Raw genomic sequence first — 15,463 nt, 5'->3', positions numbered from 1 at the left:
ATCGACAGCAGCATGGCCTGGTGCCGGCTGGGGATCAGCGGCCCTGCCTCATGGACCACGCTGCGCAGCTCGTCGCGGGTGAGATTGTCCTTACCCGCCTCGAGTTGCTTGACCCCGAGCAGGCGCAGCAGGTTGTTGGAGATCGCGTTGACCAGCCATACCAGCGGGTAGAATACACGCAGCAGCGGTGCCAGTACCAGCGAGGCGGGCAGGGCGATGCGATCGGGCTTGATCGCGGCATAGGTCTTGGGGGTCACCTCGCCGAAGATCAGCACCACGATGGTCAGCGCCAGGGTGGCGATGGCGGGGCCGGAGACATCGCCGAAGAAGTGGATGGCGACGATGGGGCGATGGAGGCGGCAGGTTGTTGACCAAATTGTTGCCGATCAAATCACCCCGAGCAGGCGATCGGGGCGCTTGAGCAGTTCGACCACGCGCTTGGCTGCGCGGCCGCCGCTGTTGGCCTGGTGGTTCAGGCGATAGCGGTTGATCGACATCATGCCGGTTTCGGAGCTGGAGAAGAATGCCGACAGGCAGACCAGCACGAAGAGCAGGCCCAGCATCAGGCCCAAGGGTATGTCGTCGTTCAAGACGGCGCTTTCCTCCTGTTCGTGAAACGCCCCCGACGCTGCCGAGCCGCCGGAGGTGCGTCGAGACAGAGCCGATATCATTGTCGCGCCGCTCGCTCGTTCGAGCTTGGCCCGAGAGCGGCGCGCGCGCAACCGCCAAGCATCGAAGGCTCGGTATGATCCTGAGTTCAGGCGTTGTAGTGGAAAATGTACTCGAGCACGAACTTGGTGCCGAAGAAGGCCAGCACCAGCACGCCGACACCGGCCAGCGTCCAGCGGACCGCTCTGGGCCCGCGCCAGCCGAGGTAGTGATGGCCGGCGAGCAGGGCGGCGAAGATCAGCCAGGCCAGCATCGATAGAATGGTCTTGTGCGCCAGGTGCTGGGCGAACAGGTTGTCGACGAACACGAAGCCGCTGACGATGGCCACCGTCAGCAGCAGCATGCCGCACCAGATCAACTCGAACAGCAGTTGCTCCATGCGCGTGAGCGGCGGCAGCACCTGAACGATGCCCAGGGTCTGACGTTGCTTCAGCGCATGATGCTGGAACGCCAGCAGCACCGCCTGTACCGCGGCGATGGCGAAGAACGAAAACGCCGCGACCGAGCTGAGGATATGGAAGTAAAGACCGGGGGAGATCCCCGATTCGGTCATGGTGCTGGGCATGCCGATGGCGGCGACGATGGTGATGGCGGCCACCGGGAAGACGCAGACGCCGGCATTCAGCACCGGCTTGAACAGGCTGAACAGCAGCAGCAGTGCCACCACCACCCAGCCGATCAGGGTCGCGCTCTGGGTCAGGCCCATGTGCAGCCCGCGTGGGCCGAGCAGGGTCATGCCGACGATCACGCCATGACAGAGCAGCGCGATCGTCCCGGCGCTGCGCACCCAGCGCGGGCGCTCGGCGACGCGCCGGGCCAGGCTCAGGCTCTGCAAGAGCCCGGCGGCGAGATAGCAGACGATAGCGACCAGGGCGAAGGGAAGCGCCGGCATCGGTGTCAAAGCCTCATGGAGCGGCCGCGAGGCGCCCGCCCGAACGGTGAAGGAGTATCGAAATCAATCCTGTGCATAGCGTCGGCCACTATACCCAATCGGCGTCGCTGCGCCCAGCCGTGACCCCGGCCAGCGATGGATGGCGCGGCTGTCCTGCATCGGCACGTGGAGAGACGTGGCGCTCACGCGTATAATGATCGGCCACATTCTTTTTCAGCGGCGCCGCGATCCCCTGGTCGAACCCTGCGGTGCCCGGCATCGCCGCCCGGAGCGTTCCATGTTCGAAAGTCTCTCCAATCGCCTGTCGCAGACGCTGAAGTCGATCACCGGCCAGGCGCGCCTGACCGAAGACAACATCAAGGACACCCTGCGCGAGGTGCGCCGTGCCCTGCTCGAGGCCGACGTCGCGCTGCCGGTGGTCAAGGATTTCGTCGATCGCGTGCGCGAGCGCGCAGTGGGCCAGGAGGTCTCCAAGAGCCTCTCCCCGGGCCAGCAGTTCGTCAAGATCGTGCAGCAGGAGCTGGAAGCGATCATGGGCCAGGCCAACGAGGCGCTGAGCCTCAAGGGCACGCCGGCGGTGGTGCTGATGGCGGGTCTGCAGGGGGCGGGCAAGACCACCTCGGTGGCCAAGCTGGCCAAGTACCTGCGCGAACGCGAGAAGAAGAAGGTGCTGGTGGTCTCCGCCGACGTCTACCGGCCGGCCGCCATCGACCAGCTCGAGACCCTGGCGCGGGAGGTCGAGGTCGACTTCTTCCCGTCGACCAGCGCCGAGCAGCCGGTGGCGATCGCCGAGGCGGCGATCAAGCACGCCAAGATCCAGTTCCACGACGTGGTGCTGGTCGATACCGCCGGCCGCCTGGCGGTGGACGAGGCGATGATGGCCGAGATCCAGGCGCTGCACCGGGCGATCCAGCCGCAGGAAACCCTGTTCGTGGTCGACGCCATGACCGGTCAGGATGCCGCCAACACCGCCAAAGCGTTCCATGATGCGCTGCCGCTGACCGGGGTCATCCTGACCAAGGCGGATGGCGATGCACGTGGCGGTGCCGCGCTCTCGGTGCGTCACATCACCGGCAAGCCGATCAAGTTCATGGGCATGGGCGAGAAGGTCGAGGCGCTGGAGCCGTTTCACCCCGATCGTGTCGCCTCGCGCATTCTCGGCATGGGCGACGTGCTGTCGCTGATCGAAGAGGCCGAGCGCAACGTCGACAAGGGCAAGGCCGAGCAGCTCGCCAAGAAGGTCAAGAAGGGCCAGGGCTTCGATCTCGAGGACTTCCGCGACCAGCTGCAGCAGCTCAAGAAGATGGCGGCATGGGCGGTTTGATGTCGAAGCTGCCCGGCATGGGGCAGATGGCCGAGATGGCCCAGAACAAGGGCGCCGAGCAGGAGTTCGGCAAGCTCGAGGCGCTGATCAACTCGATGACCCCGCAGGAGCGGCGCAAGCCGGAAATCATCAACGGCTCGCGCAAGCGGCGCATCGCCACCGGTGCCGGCCTCCAGGTGCCCGATCTCAATCGTCTGCTCAAGCAGCACAAGCAGATGCAGAAGATGATGAAGAAGGCCGGCCAGAAAGGCGGCATGCAGAAAATGATGCGTGGCATGTCGGGCATGATGGGCGGCGGTGGTGGCCCGGGTGGCCCCGGCGGTATGGGGGGGATGGGCGGCATGGGTGGCGGCGGCGGTTTCCCCTGGCGCTGAGCCGGCCGTGCGCGCTCGCCGGGCGATGGCGAACCTCAACAAAAGGTTTCCAAACGGCGGGCTTTTCCGTAGAATGCTGCGTCTTCGTCTCGGGCCTACGCCCGGGAAGACTCAATTCCGTGGCGTAACGATTCACTTAACCGAAGGATTATCAAACGCAAATGGTTACCATTCGTCTGGCACGTGGTGGCGCCAAGAAGCGTCCCTTCTATCACCTGACCGTCAGCGACTCTCGCGTCTCCCGCGACGGCCGCTTCATCGAGCGCGTCGGTTTCTTCAACCCGATCGCGCGCGGTCAGGAAGAGCGTCTGCGCGTCGATCTCGACCGCGTCGCTCACTGGGAGTCCCAGGGTGCGCAGGTCTCCGACCGCGTCTCTGAGCTGGTCAAAGAAGCACGCAAGGCCCAGGCCTGAGTTCGAGCGTGATGTCGGCAGCGGCGCATGACGCGACCCGCAGCAGGTGCTGCTGGGCCGCCTGACCAGCCCGCACGGCGTCAAGGGTTGGCTCAAGGTCTATTCGTACACCAGCCCGGCCGAGGGCATCTTCGACTACCCAGAGTGGACGTTGACGCTCAACGGCCAGCGCGAGACGCGCAAGCTGCTCGAGGCGCGCCCGCAAGGCAAGGCGCTGGTAGTACGGCTCGATGGCGTCGATACCCGCGAGCTGGCCGAGCAATGGGCCGGCGCCGATGTGTCGGTGGCCAAGTCGGCACTGCCGACGCTGGAGAGCGGCGAGTTCTACTGGCATCAGCTGGAAGGGCTCGACGTGGTGACCCGCGAGGGCGTCAGACTGGGCCGGATCGATCATCTGTTCGAGACCGGTGCCAATGACGTGCTGGTGGTCAAGCCTGGCACCGACAGCGTGGACGATCGTGAACGGCTGCTGCCGTTTCTGCCCGACGACGTGATCGTCGCGGTGGATCTCGCCGCCGGCGAGATGACGGTCGATTGGGACCCGACGTTCTAGCTTCCCGCGCAAGCGGGGGCGAGAGCGCGGCAGGGGAGGAGAAGCGTACCGTGTGGATAGGTGTCGTCTCCCTGTTCCCGGAGATGTTCGAGGCCATTACCCGACACGGTGTGACCGGTCGGGCCGTGGATCGAGGTCTGCTCGAGATGGCCTTGTGGAATCCTCGGGACTACGCCACGGACAGACATCGCACGGTCGACGATCGCCCCTACGGTGGGGGTCCCGGCATGCTGATGAAGGTAGCGACACTGCGCGCGGCGCTCGATGACGCCCGCCGCAGTGCTGCCGCCGAGGGCCGACGCCCGACGGTGATCTACCTCTCGCCGCAGGGCCGGCGGCTGGATCAGGCCGGGGCCAGGGAACTGGCCGCTCGCGAGAGTCTGATCGTGGTCGCCGGGCGTTATGAAGGCGTCGACGAGCGTGTGGTCGAAGCCGATATCGACGAAGAGTGGTCGATCGGTGACTACGTGCTCAGCGGCGGCGAGCTGCCGGCGATGGTGCTGATCGATGCGCTGTCCCGTGAGGTGCCCGGGGTGCTCGGCCACAGCGACTCGGCGAGCGAGGACTCCTTCGCCAGTGGCCTGCTCGACTGCCCGCACTACACCCGCCCCGAGGTGATCGATGGTCACCGGGTGCCGGAGGTACTGCTCAGCGGCAATCACGCGGCGATTCGGCGCTGGCGCCTGAAGCAATCTCTCGGACGCACCTGGCTCAGGCGTCCGGATCTGTTGGAGAGCCGAACGTTGGACCGCGAGCAACAGCAACTGCTCGACGAGTTCATCGAGGAACACGTCGCACGCGACGGCGGTGCATGAGGCAAGGCGCCTGCATGCGTCACTCACAGTCCGATTCCGCGCCGGTTCAGCGAACTCGCGCCGGGATCACGGAGCGTCCCCAGGGCACTCCTCTCAACCAGGAGCAAGACATGAGCAGCAAGAACAAGGTGATCCAGGCGCTCGAGAACGAGCAGATGAACAAGGACATCCCGGCCTTCGCCCCCGGCGATACCGTGGTCGTCCAGGTCAAGGTCGTGGAAGGTAACCGCGAGCGTCTGCAGGCCTTCGAAGGCGTGGTCATCGGCAAGCGTAGCCGCGGTCTGAACTCCGCCTTCACCGTGCGCAAGATCTCCCACGGTGTCGGCGTCGAGCGTACCTTCCAGACCTACAGCCCGCTGGTTGCCGGTATCGAAGTCAAGCGTCGCGGCGACGTGCGTCAGGCCAAGCTCTACTACCTCCGCGAGCGCAGCGGCAAATCCGCGCGTATCAAGGAAAAGCTGGGCTGAGTGCGATGATGCCCCGGCACCTGGTGGCCGGGGCGTTGGCATCGCCACCCGAGAAGACCCCGTGCGCGTTCGGCGCACGGGGTCTTCTGCGTTATGCTGCGGGGTTGCGTCACCCTGCTGCTGATCACGGGCCCATGAGCGTATGAACGATCACGACCGCCGCGACGCCTTCCTCGATGCGCTGTGGCTCGAGCGTGGTGTCAGCGAAAACACGCTGAGCGCCTACCGCCACGACCTGTCGGTTTGGATCGGCTTTCTCGAGAGCCGTGACGAGCGGCTGCTGGCGCCCGCTGCGAATAGCGTCAACGTCTTCGTCGACGGCCGTCGCGAAACCTACCACGCGCGCTCGGTGGCGCGGCTGCTGTCATGTCTGCGGCGCTTCTATCGCTGGGCGCTGGGCGAGGGGCTGATCGCCCACGACCCGCTGGCCGAGATCGAGCCGCCGAATATCCGCCCCGGTCTACCGGCGACCCTCGACGAGCGCGACGTCGAGCGGCTGCTGGCGGCGCCCGACGTCGACTCGGCGTTGGGCCTGCGCGATCGCGCCATGCTCGAGCTGCTCTACGCCTGCGGTCTGCGCGTCTCCGAACTGGTGGGGCTCAGCGTCGCGGCGGTCAATTTGCGTCAGGGCGTGGTGCTGGTGCGCGGCAAGGGCGACAAGGAGCGGCTGGTGCCGCTGGGCGAAGAGGCCCTGAGCTGGCTCGAGCGCTATCTGCGTCAGGGGCGCGGCGAGCTGATGCGTGACATCCGTCAGCCGGCGCTGTTTCCCGGGCGCGCGGACGCCTGCATGACGCGCCAGACCTTCTGGTACCGGATCAAGCACTATGCCCGCCTGGCGGCGATCGACAAGCCGCTGTCGCCGCACACCCTGCGCCACGCCTTCGCGACCCATTTATTGAATCATGGCGCCAATTTGCGTGTCGTACAGCTACTGCTGGGGCATAGTGACCTATCCACCACGCAGATCTACACGCATGTGGCCCAGGCCCGCCTGGAAGCCCTGCACGCCCAACATCATCCGAGAGGTTGAACATGAGAAGTCGCTCGACCCTGGCCGCGCTGGCGCTGGCCGGACTCTGCCTGACGCCCGCTGCCTTCGCCAAGCCGCCCAGTGACCTGGCCGCCAAGCTCAATGCTCACAGCGGCCAGCCGCTGCCGATCGAGTCGATCGACGACTCGCCGCTGCCGGGGCTCTATGAGGTGCGGCTGAAGGGGGGCAATACGCTCTACGCGGATGCCAAGGGTGAGTATCTGATCGTCGGCGACCTCTACCAGAACGCCAAGGATGGCATGGTCAACCTGACCGAGCAGGCAGCCAATGCAAGGCGCCAGGCGCTGATCGACAAGGTGCCGGAGGACCAGCGGGTGGTCTACAAGCCGGCGGGCAAGGTCAAGGCCCGGCTCACGGTGTTCACCGATACCACCTGCCCTTACTGTCACAAGCTGCACGCCGAGATGAACCAGCTCAACGCCATGGGCATCGAGGTCGACTATCTCGCCTTCCCGCGCATGGGGCCGGACTCCGATGCCGCGCGCCAGCTGGCCAAGGTGTGGTGTTCCGACAACCGCTCCGAGGCGATGAGTGCGGCCTTCCGCGGCGATGCGGTGGATGCCCCGGCGAGCTGTGATGCACCGATCGCCAAGCAGTACCAGCTGGGGGTCGAATCCGGCATCCAGGGCACCCCCGCGATCATCTTCCCCGATGGCAAGATGGTGCCGGGCTATCTGCCGGCCAAGCGCCTGGCGGCGATGCTCGGCATCGACCCCAGCGGCGAGAGCTGAAACCGGGCCCTGCCGCCGCTTGGGAAACGCTGAATCGATCGCCGAACGAGATGAAGGGCAAGGCGCACGTAACGCAGAAGGCGAGACATAACATGGGGTTAGGCGAGCCTTCGAGTACCGCGCAACGCAGTCATTCGCTCGTGCAGGCATTTGAGCAGTGGTTCCCTTGACAAGGGGGGCGGGGCTTTCTACCGTGACCGGCCCCCGCGGCGCTGCAGCTGGCGCGAGGGGCGCGCGAAAAGGGCGGCCAGGGGGCATGGCCGACCCGGATTCGAGGCCTGCGGCAGTGGGCCTTCAGACAATCATGCAGGGCGGTAAGCTTGCCGCCCCGCGAGACAGGGGAGTGATATCTTGAAACCGGTGAGAGTGGGTATCTGCGGTTTGGGCACCGTGGGCGGAGGCACCTTCAACGTGCTGACGCGCAACGCCGACGAGATCGCGCGTCGCGCCGGCCGCCCGATCGTGATCGAGCAGGTGGGCGCGCGCCGCGATAACCCTGACTGCGACACCACCGGCATCAAGCTCACCCGCGACATCTTCGAGGTGGCGCGCAACCCCGATGTCGACGTGCTGGTCGAGCTGGTCGGCGGCTATGACGTCGCCCGCGAGCTGGTGATGACCGCCATCGAGCACGGCAAGCACGTGGTCACCGCCAACAAGGCGCTGATCGCGGTCTACGGCAACGAGATCTTCCGCGCCGCCCATGACAAGGGCGTGATTGTCGCTTTCGAGGCCGCGGTGGCCGGCGGTATCCCGGTGATCAAGTCACTCCGCGAGGGGCTCGGCGCCAACCGTATCCAGTGGCTCGCCGGCATCATCAACGGTACCGGCAACTACATCCTGACCCATATGCGCGACGAAGGCCGGGCGTTCGAGGACGTGCTCGCCGAGGCCCAGGCGCTGGGCTACGCCGAGGCCGACCCGACCTTCGACGTCGAGGGTATCGACGCCGCCCACAAGCTGACCATCCTTGCCTCGATCGCTTATGGCGTGCCGCTGCAGTTCGATCGCGCCTACACCGAGGGCATTGCGCGGATCACCGCGGAGGACGTCGAGCAGGCCGACAACCTCGGCTACACCATCAAGCATCTGGGTATCACCCGGCGCAGCGATAGCGGCGTCGAGCTGCGCGTGCATCCGACCCTGATTCCCAAGGAGCGCCTGCTGGCCAATGTCCATGGGGTCAAGAACGCCATTGCGGTGATGGGCGACGCCACCGGCCCGACGCTCTATTACGGCGCCGGTGCCGGGGCCGAACCGACCGCCTCGGCGGTGGTCGCGGATCTGCTCGACGTGGCCCGCGACATCACCACCGCGCACCACTACCGGGTGCCCTATCTGGCCTTCAGCGGGGTCAACGACGAGGTCAATGCGCTGCCGATCCTGCCGATGGAGGATATCGTCACCGCCTACTACCTGCGTCTGCTGGCGGTGGATCGCCCCGGGGTGCTGGCGCGGGTCGCCACCATTCTCTCCGAGCACGGCATCTCGATCGAAGCGATCATCCAGAAGGAGGCCACCGAGGGCGAGCTGGTGCCGATCATCCTGATGACTCACCGCACCCGCGAGCAGCACATGAACGAGGCGATCCGCCAGCTCGAGTCTCTGGCCGATATCGCAGGCCCGGTGACGCGGATTCGGGTCGAGTCCCTGGACGAGCAGGAATAAGTCGCGACTGACAGCACGGCTAGCAGCCAGGACCGAGTGAAACCAAGAGCGTTATATCAGTACGCGCGGGCAGGCGCCGGCGCTGATTTCGAGGAAGTGGTGTTGACCGGTCTGGCCAGCGATGGCGGGCTCTACGTGCCGGAGACCGTGCCCCAGCTGTCGGCGGAGACGCTGGCGGGGATGGCGGGGCTGTCGTATGCCGAGATCGCCTTCCAGGTGATGCAGCCCTTCGTCGGCGGCGAGATCGATGACGAGACCTTCCGCGGTCTGGTCCACGACGCTTACGCCACCTTCAGCCACGAGGCTGTGGTGCCGCTCAACCAGCTCGACGCCAATCACTTCCTGCTCGAGCTGTTCCATGGCCCCACGCTGGCGTTCAAGGACGTCGCGCTGCAGCTACTGGGACGCATCCTCGATCACTTCTTGGCCAAGCGCGGTGAGCGTGCGGTGATCATGGGTGCGACCTCCGGCGATACCGGCTCGGCGGCGATCGAGGGCTGCCGCCACTGCGATCATCTCGACATCTTCATTCTGCCCCGCACAACCGCGTCTCTGAGGTGCAGCGGCGCCAGATGACCACGGTGCTCGCCGACAACGTCTTCAATATTGCCATCGAGGGCAACTTCGACGACGCCCAGGCGATGGTCAAGGCGAGCTTCGCCGATCAGGCGTTCCTCAACGGCACCCGACTGGTGGCGGTCAACTCGATCAACTGGGCGCGCATCATGGCCCAGATCGTCTACTACGTGGCCTCGGCGGTCGCCCTCGGTGCGCCGCATCGCGAGGTGAGCTTCTGCGTGCCCTCGGCCAACTTCGGCAACCTTTTCGCCGGCTACATGGCGAGTCAGATGGGCCTGCCGGTGAAGCAGTTCATCATCGCCACCAACGCCAACGACATCCTGCACCGCACGCTTGCCGACAACGATTTCTCCAAGCGTGAACTCGCCGCCACCCTGGCGCCGTCGATGGATATCGTGGTGTCGTCGAACTTCGAGCGGCTGCTGTTCGATGCCTATGACCGCGACGGCGACGCCGTGCGCGAACTGCTCGAGCGCTTCCAGCGCGAGCCGGCGGCACTCGCCGAGGCACCGCTGGCACGGCTGCGCGAGAAGTTCTCGAGCTTCAGCGTCGATGACGAGACCATCCTCGAGGTGATCCGCGAGGCGCACCAGCGCACCAAGGAGCTGCTTGACCCGCACACCGCCACCGGCTATCGCGCCGTCGAGCGGGTGCGTGCCGACCGCGCCACGCCGATGATCACCCTGGCCACCGCGCATCCGGCCAAGTTCGCCGAGGCGGTGGTCAAGGCGGGCTTTACCGGGGCGCCACTGCCGCCGCACATGGACGGCCTGCTCGAACGCGAAGAGCGCTATACGGTGCTGCCGGCGGAGCTCGCCGCGGTCCAGCGCTTCGTCGCCGACAATCGCCGCTGATAGCGGCGCAAACGAGGGGGCGGGTGCCCGACGCGCCCGGTCCAATCCTGCGAGGACAGGGATCATGCTGAGGATCTGGGGACGCACCAACTCGACCAACGTCAAGAAGGTGCTGTGGTGTGCCGAGGAGCTGGCGCTGCCCTTCGAACGAATCGATGCGGGCGGCGCCTATGGCGTGGTCGACGAACCCGCCTACCGGGCCATGAATCCCAACGGTCTGATCCCTTGCCTGCAGGACGACGACCTCGTGCTGTGGGAATCCAACGCGATCGTGCGCTATCTGTGCGCCAAATATGGGCGCGGCTCCCTGCATGAGGCGGATCCCGCGGCGCGTGCCGAGGCCGACAAGTGGATGGACTGGACGACCTCGTCGTTGGCCTCCCCCTTCAAGGCCGTGTTCTGGAATACGGTGCGCCTGTCGGCGGAGCAGCGCGACGACAAGGCGCTCGAAGAAGGGCTGGCTGCCTGCGGCACGCTACTCGGCAGGGTAGATCGGACGCTGTCCGAACAGCCCTTTTTGTCGGGGACGGCGTGGGGTATGGGAGACATCCCGCTGGGCTGCTTTGCCTATGCGTGGTTCGAAATGGATATCGAGCGTCCCGACCTGCCGCATCTGGCAGCCTGGTACGCGCGGCTGCAGTCGCGTCCCGCCTATCGCCAGCACGTCATGATCGCGCTCACCTGAGCTAGAGGTGCCGCGTCAGGGTAATCATGCCAGGAGGCTGCTTGGACCCCGATCTTTCCCGGTCATCGCTCGATGAACTCACCCGTCCGCGCCTGCTGCCACGCGAGCGCGACACCGCGCTCTATCAGCGCGCCCAGGCCGAGGGTCTGAGCGAGCTGCAGGCGAGGGTCCTGGCCGGACGTCTGGCAGGGTATGCAGGGCCGCTGGAGGCGCTGATCGATCCGGCGCTGCGTCATCTCAGCCACCCTGAGCGGCTGGCCGATGCGCGCCGCGGTGCCGAACGGATCGCGCGGGCGGTGAGCGAGGGCGAACACATCGGTATCCTCACCGATTACGACGTCGATGGCATCACCTCCCACGTGGTGATCCTGCGCGCACTGACCGAGCTGTTCGGCGTGCCCGCCACCCGCCTGCACAGTCTGATCGGCCACCGCATCAACGATGGTTACGGCATCAGCCTGCCGCTGGTCGAGCGTACCCTGGCGCTCAAGCCGCGCCCCAGCCTGGTGGTCACCGCCGACTGCGGCTCCTCCGACGAGCCGCGGATCGCCCGCCTGCGCGAGGCCGGTATCGATGTGGTGGTGACCGATCACCACGCGCTGCCGCTAGCGGGGCCGCCGGCCTCGGCCTACGCCACCATCAACCCCACCCGCGACGACTGCGACTATCCCGACAAGACCATCGCCGGCTGTATGGTGTCATGGTTGATGATGTCGCTCACCCGGGCGGTGCTGGTCGAGCAGGGCGTGCTCTCTGCGTCGACGCCCAAGCTCGCGCCCTGGCTCTCCTACGTCGCTCTGGGCACGGTGGCGGACTGCGTCTCGCTGGGTGGCAGCGCCGCCAATCGCGCCGTGGTGACCTACGGCCTGCGCCTGATCAATCGTATGCAGGCGCCGTGCTGGCGGGTGATGGCGGAGCGCCTGGGGGCCGATAGCGTACCCTTCGACGCCGAGACCCTGGCGTTCCAGATGGGCCCGCGCATCAACGCGCGCTCGCGCCTCGACGACCCCTATGCGGCGCTGCACTTCATGCTGGCCACGGACGACGCTGTGGCTCGGCGCCACCTGCAGGTGCTCGACGACGACAACCAGGCGCGCAAGGCGCTGGAAGCGGACATGGTCGAGCAGGCCCGAGGGCTGGCGCTGGCACAGCTGGCCGAGGACCCGCCGGCGCTGGTGATCCACCTGCCGCAGGGCCACGCCGGGGTGCAGGGGATCGTCGCCTCGCGCCTGGTCCAGAGCTATGGACGCCCCACCCTGGTGCTGACCCCGGCCACTGCGCCAGAGATGCTTACCGGCTCGGGGCGCTCGATCGAGGCGCTGCATCTGCGTGACGCCCTGCAGCGCGCCCATGAGCTGGCACCGGAGAGTCTGCCGCGCTTCGGTGGTCACCGTGGCGCCGCCGGCGTGGGCGTGCCGCGGGGCGAACTCGAACGTTTCCGCGATGCCTTTTTGCAGGCAGTGGGCGAGCAGCTGGGCGGGCGTGAGCTCTATCCGGTGGTATGGACCGACGGCGAGCTGGAGGCGGCGCAGCTGTCGCTGGCCACCCTCGACGAGCTGGCGGCGCTGGCACCCTATGGGCGCGAATTCGAGGCGCCGCTGTTCGAGGCGACCTTCCACGTCGAGCAGCTGCGTGCGGTGGGGGCGGAGGGCAACCACCTGATGCTGGAGCTCTCCCGCGATGCCAGCGTGACCCGCGCCATCTGGTTCCGCGCCCTGGCGCCGGGAGCGCCGCATCCGATCGCCGTGGGGGACCGCGTCCGCTGTGGCTTCAAGCTCTCGCGCAACCGCTGGAAAGGGCGCGAGTCGCTGCAGCTGATGGTCGAGCACGCCGAACGCCTGAGCGGCTGATATCCGCGCGGGTGCAGGCCCGAGTCTCCCGCCACTACGCTATCCACCCCCTTGGCTGAATTGACGCTATCATTGGCCGCCTCGCGCACCGCGAGAGACGCAGCGGCGCCACAAGCGCTGCGCTTTCCGCCAGGCCGGCGGCGTCACCGCGCCACGGCGATGGCCATACCATGCCAAGGGAACTTCGATGGACAGCCCCCAGATCCGTCACCGCACGCACGAAGACGTGCTCGCCATTCTGCTCGGGTCAGCCTGCGCCGCGCTCGGCGTGGTGCTCTATCAGCACGCCGAGATTCTGATCGGCAGTACGGCGGGTATCTCGCTGCTGATCAGCTACGCCACCGGCTGGCCCTTCGGACCGGTGTTCTTCGTGGTCAACCTGCCGTTCTACTGGCTCGCCTGGCAACGGATCGGGCACCAGTTCACGCTCAAGACCTTCGCTGCCATTGCGCTGCTCTCCTGGCTCAGCTGGCATATTGCCGACTGGATCGAGATCGGAAAGGTGACGCCACTGTTCGCGGCGCTGATGGGCGGGGCGCTGATCGGTCTGGGGGTACTCTCGCTGTTTCGTCACCGCGGCAGCCTGGGCGGCTTCAATATCCTCGCCCTGCACCTGCATGATCGCCATGGCTGGAGCGCGGGCAAGGTGCAGCTGGCGCTCGACGGCCTGGTGATGCTGGCCGCGTTCGCCGTGCTACCGGTAAGCAACGTGCTCTACTCGATCCTGGGAGCGGCGGTGCTCAGCGGCATTCTCACCCTCAACCACCGCCCGGGGCGCTATACCGGCGTCAGCCGAAGCTGAGCGGTACGCGTTAGGGAAGCGCTGAATAAATCGCCGAACGAGATGAAGGGCAAGGCGCACGGAACGCAGACTCGAAGCAACGCGTAGAGAACGCCCGTAGGGCGGCCCGTCAGGGCAAGTTGCCGAAGGCAACGCGTCACGCAAGACATAACATGGGGTTAGGCGAGTCTTCGAGTACCGCGCAACGTAGTCATGCGCTGGGGACGCCGAGTCCGTGCAGGCATTTATGCAGTGGTTCCTTAGTAGCAGGGCCACAGCCCCGGTGTCACCAGCTCGATCAGATGCCCGTCCGGGTCGCGAAAGTAGAGGCTCTCGCTGCCCCGTGGCCAGCGGGTGCGCCCCTCGATGATCACGCCTTCGGCGTCGAGATGCGCCTCCCAGGCGGGCAGCTGCTCGGCGCCGATCGCCAGCGCCACGTGCTGGCGGCCGGCGCCGTCGTGGGGTGGGATGGTGCCCATGCCGTCGGGCAGCGTCACCGTGGTGTCGGTCTCGCCGCGCTGGAACACCAGCAGCATGCTAGCGCCCACCGGGTAGGCGAGAAAGCGTTCGTCGGCGAGATGCGGCTCCAGGCCCAGGACGCGCTCGAAGAACGCCCGGGCGCGGGCTTTGTCGGCGGTGTAGAGCACGCTCTCGACGATCCCGTCGAGCGGCGGTGCGCCGTTGCTGGAGGTGTCGGGTGCAGAGGACATGGGGTCTCCTGTGGGTCGACGGGGCGCTGGCGCTCAGCCTTGAGCCAGAACCACCACACGATAAAGACGATGAGCGCCAGGCCCAGCGTATTAGCAGTATCAGCATCAGTGTCGCTCCTGGATCGGAGGCGTGCCACCGCCCGGGGCGAAGCGGCGCAGGCGGCTGGCGTTGGCGACCACCGTGACCGAGGAGCCGACATCGCCAGCGCCGCGAGCATCGGCGACAGCAGCATCCCGGTGAACGGATAGAGCACGCCGGCGGCGATGGGAATGCCGAGGGCGTTGTAGCCGAATGCCCCCCACAGATTCTGTTTATTGGACAGCGTGGCGCGACTGATGGCGATGGCATCGGCCACCCGTGCAGCGAGTCGCGCATGAGTGTGATGCCGGCGCTCGATGGCGACGTCGGTGCCTGGCCGATGGCGAAGCCGACATCCGCCTGGGCCAGCGCCGGGGCGTCGTTGATGCCGTCGCCGACCATGCCCACGCGTTCGCGCGCTGCTGTAGCGTCGCCACCGCGGCCTGCTTGTCACCCGGCAGCAGCCTCGGCGTGGACCTCGTCGATCCCCGCCTCATGCGCGATGGCGGCGGCGGCGGCGGAGTTGTCGCCGCTCAGCATCACAACTTCAGCCCCGCCCGGCGCAGTCGGGCCACCGCGGCGCGGCTATCTTCACGCAGGGCGTCGCGCACCCGAAGAGCGCCGCCAGCTGGCCGTCCAGGGCCAGATAGACCACGCTCGCGGCTTGCTGTTGCCAGGACTCGGCGGTCTCCGCCGCAGCCTGGATATCAATGGCGTGGTCGTGCATCAGCGCGGCGTTGCCGAGCAGCGCCCGGGTGCCATCCGCCAGGGTGGCGACCAGGCCACGCCCGGTGACACTGTCGAAGGCGTCGACCGCCGGGGGCTCGGGCGCGTCGTCCAGGTGCGCCAGCAGGGCGCTTGCCAGCGGATGCTCCGAACCGCGTTCGAGTGCGACTACGGCCGCTTGGGCGCGCGCCTGCGTCTGCCAGTAGTGGCTGGCGGTCACCTTCGGGCGGCCTGGTGAGGGT

General features: G+C 66.8%; 13 protein-coding genes and 3 pseudogenes. 12 read left to right on the top strand and 4 right to left on the bottom strand.

Annotation, left to right across the window (positions count from 1 at the left end; translation table 11 throughout):
- Positions 1–104 precede the first annotated feature (104 nt).
- Both CN538_RS24930 and CN538_RS03550 read right to left on the bottom strand, forming a co-directional pair.
- Positions 105–497, bottom strand: a pseudogene (locus tag CN538_RS24930) (CNNM domain-containing protein); the annotation flags it as partial.
- A 260-nt stretch (positions 498–757) separates the two neighbouring features.
- The gene (locus tag CN538_RS03550; RefSeq protein ID WP_106418580.1) at positions 758–1,561 is read right to left on the bottom strand and encodes a cytochrome C assembly family protein; all 804 of its coding nucleotides are present in this window, start codon (positions 1,559–1,561) and stop codon (positions 758–760) included.
- Positions 1,562–1,838: 277 nt separating this feature from the next.
- On the opposite strand from CN538_RS03550, the pseudogene ffh reads away from it, so the two are divergent.
- From ffh to CN538_RS03490, 12 genes and pseudogenes are all read left to right on the top strand, one after another.
- Positions 1,839–3,259: pseudogene (ffh, locus tag CN538_RS03545) on the top strand (signal recognition particle protein).
- A 161-nt stretch (positions 3,260–3,420) separates the two neighbouring features.
- Complete coding sequence (gene rpsP, locus CN538_RS03540; protein ID WP_035475363.1) at positions 3,421–3,672, top strand: 30S ribosomal protein S16; 252 nt, start codon at positions 3,421–3,423, stop codon at positions 3,670–3,672.
- Positions 3,673–3,718: 46 nt separating this feature from the next.
- A complete protein-coding gene (gene rimM / locus CN538_RS03535) occupies positions 3,719–4,225 on the top strand; it encodes a ribosome maturation factor RimM (RefSeq protein ID WP_106418579.1) in 507 nt (168 codons plus the stop codon).
- A gap of 50 nt (positions 4,226–4,275) precedes the next feature.
- Entirely contained in the window at positions 4,276–5,040 is a 765-nt protein-coding gene (gene trmD / locus CN538_RS03530; protein WP_106418578.1) for a tRNA (guanosine(37)-N1)-methyltransferase TrmD, read from the top strand.
- 110 nt (positions 5,041–5,150) lie between these two features.
- On the top strand, positions 5,151–5,507 hold the full coding sequence (rplS, locus tag CN538_RS03525; RefSeq protein WP_035475366.1) for a 50S ribosomal protein L19: 357 nt from the start codon (positions 5,151–5,153) through the stop codon (positions 5,505–5,507).
- Positions 5,508–5,649: 142 nt separating this feature from the next.
- Positions 5,650–6,537 (top strand): site-specific tyrosine recombinase XerD, encoded by an 888-nt coding sequence (gene xerD, locus CN538_RS03520; RefSeq protein ID WP_106418577.1) that lies wholly within the window; start codon positions 5,650–5,652, stop codon positions 6,535–6,537.
- 2 nt (positions 6,538–6,539) lie between these two features.
- A complete protein-coding gene (locus tag CN538_RS03515; protein WP_106418576.1) occupies positions 6,540–7,289 on the top strand; it encodes a DsbC family protein in 750 nt (249 codons plus the stop codon).
- Positions 7,290–7,640: 351 nt separating this feature from the next.
- Entirely contained in the window at positions 7,641–8,957 is a 1,317-nt protein-coding gene (locus CN538_RS03510) for a homoserine dehydrogenase (protein WP_106418575.1), read from the top strand.
- 55 nt (positions 8,958–9,012) lie between these two features.
- Positions 9,013–10,390: pseudogene (gene thrC / locus CN538_RS03505) on the top strand (threonine synthase).
- A gap of 64 nt (positions 10,391–10,454) precedes the next feature.
- Positions 10,455–11,075 (top strand): glutathione S-transferase family protein, encoded by a 621-nt coding sequence (locus CN538_RS03500; protein ID WP_106418574.1) that lies wholly within the window; start codon positions 10,455–10,457, stop codon positions 11,073–11,075.
- Between the two features lie 41 nt (positions 11,076–11,116).
- Positions 11,117–12,925 (top strand): single-stranded-DNA-specific exonuclease RecJ, encoded by a 1,809-nt coding sequence (locus CN538_RS03495; RefSeq protein WP_242495539.1) that lies wholly within the window; start codon positions 11,117–11,119, stop codon positions 12,923–12,925.
- A 187-nt stretch (positions 12,926–13,112) separates the two neighbouring features.
- Positions 13,113–13,727, top strand: coding sequence for a YitT family protein (locus CN538_RS03490; RefSeq protein ID WP_106418572.1), 615 nt, complete (start codon positions 13,113–13,115; stop codon positions 13,725–13,727).
- 239 nt (positions 13,728–13,966) lie between these two features.
- Here CN538_RS03490 and CN538_RS03485 read toward each other — a convergent pair whose 3' ends face one another.
- Positions 13,967–14,416 carry a VOC family protein gene (locus tag CN538_RS03485; RefSeq protein ID WP_106418571.1) on the bottom strand — a complete coding sequence of 150 codons (450 nt, stop codon included), beginning with the start codon at positions 14,414–14,416 and terminating at the stop codon, positions 13,967–13,969.
- A 626-nt stretch (positions 14,417–15,042) separates the two neighbouring features.
- Positions 15,043–15,441: a hypothetical protein gene (locus CN538_RS24925; protein WP_340638252.1), complete on the bottom strand. Its 399-nt coding sequence runs from the start codon at positions 15,439–15,441 to the stop codon at positions 15,043–15,045.
- Between the last annotated feature and the right edge of the window lie 22 nt (positions 15,442–15,463).

Origin of the sequence: Salinicola tamaricis, assembly GCF_003006155.1 — a bacterium.
Taxonomy (GTDB): Bacteria; Pseudomonadota; Gammaproteobacteria; order Pseudomonadales; family Halomonadaceae; genus Salinicola; species Salinicola tamaricis.
This window is presented reverse-complemented; position numbering and strand designations above follow the sequence as displayed.

Bases quoted from the DNA above. Each gene is read 5' to 3' on its own strand.
- CN538_RS03515 (WP_106418576.1), top strand. From the start codon at position 6,540: ATGAGAAGTCGCTCGACCCTGGCCGCGCTGGCGCTGGCCGGACTCTGC.
- xerD (WP_106418577.1), top strand. From the start codon at position 5,650: ATGAACGATCACGACCGCCGCGACGCCTTCCTCGATGCGCTGTGGCTC.
- CN538_RS03490 (WP_106418572.1), top strand. From the start codon at position 13,113: ATGGACAGCCCCCAGATCCGTCACCGCACGCACGAAGACGTGCTCGCC.
- rpsP (WP_035475363.1), top strand. From the start codon at position 3,421: ATGGTTACCATTCGTCTGGCACGTGGTGGCGCCAAGAAGCGTCCCTTC.
- CN538_RS03485 (WP_106418571.1), bottom strand. From the start codon at position 14,416: ATGTCCTCTGCACCCGACACCTCCAGCAACGGCGCACCGCCGCTCGAC.
- CN538_RS03500 (WP_106418574.1), top strand. From the start codon at position 10,455: ATGCTGAGGATCTGGGGACGCACCAACTCGACCAACGTCAAGAAGGTG.
- rplS (WP_035475366.1), top strand. From the start codon at position 5,151: ATGAGCAGCAAGAACAAGGTGATCCAGGCGCTCGAGAACGAGCAGATG.
- CN538_RS03550 (WP_106418580.1), bottom strand. From the start codon at position 1,561: ATGCCGGCGCTTCCCTTCGCCCTGGTCGCTATCGTCTGCTATCTCGCC.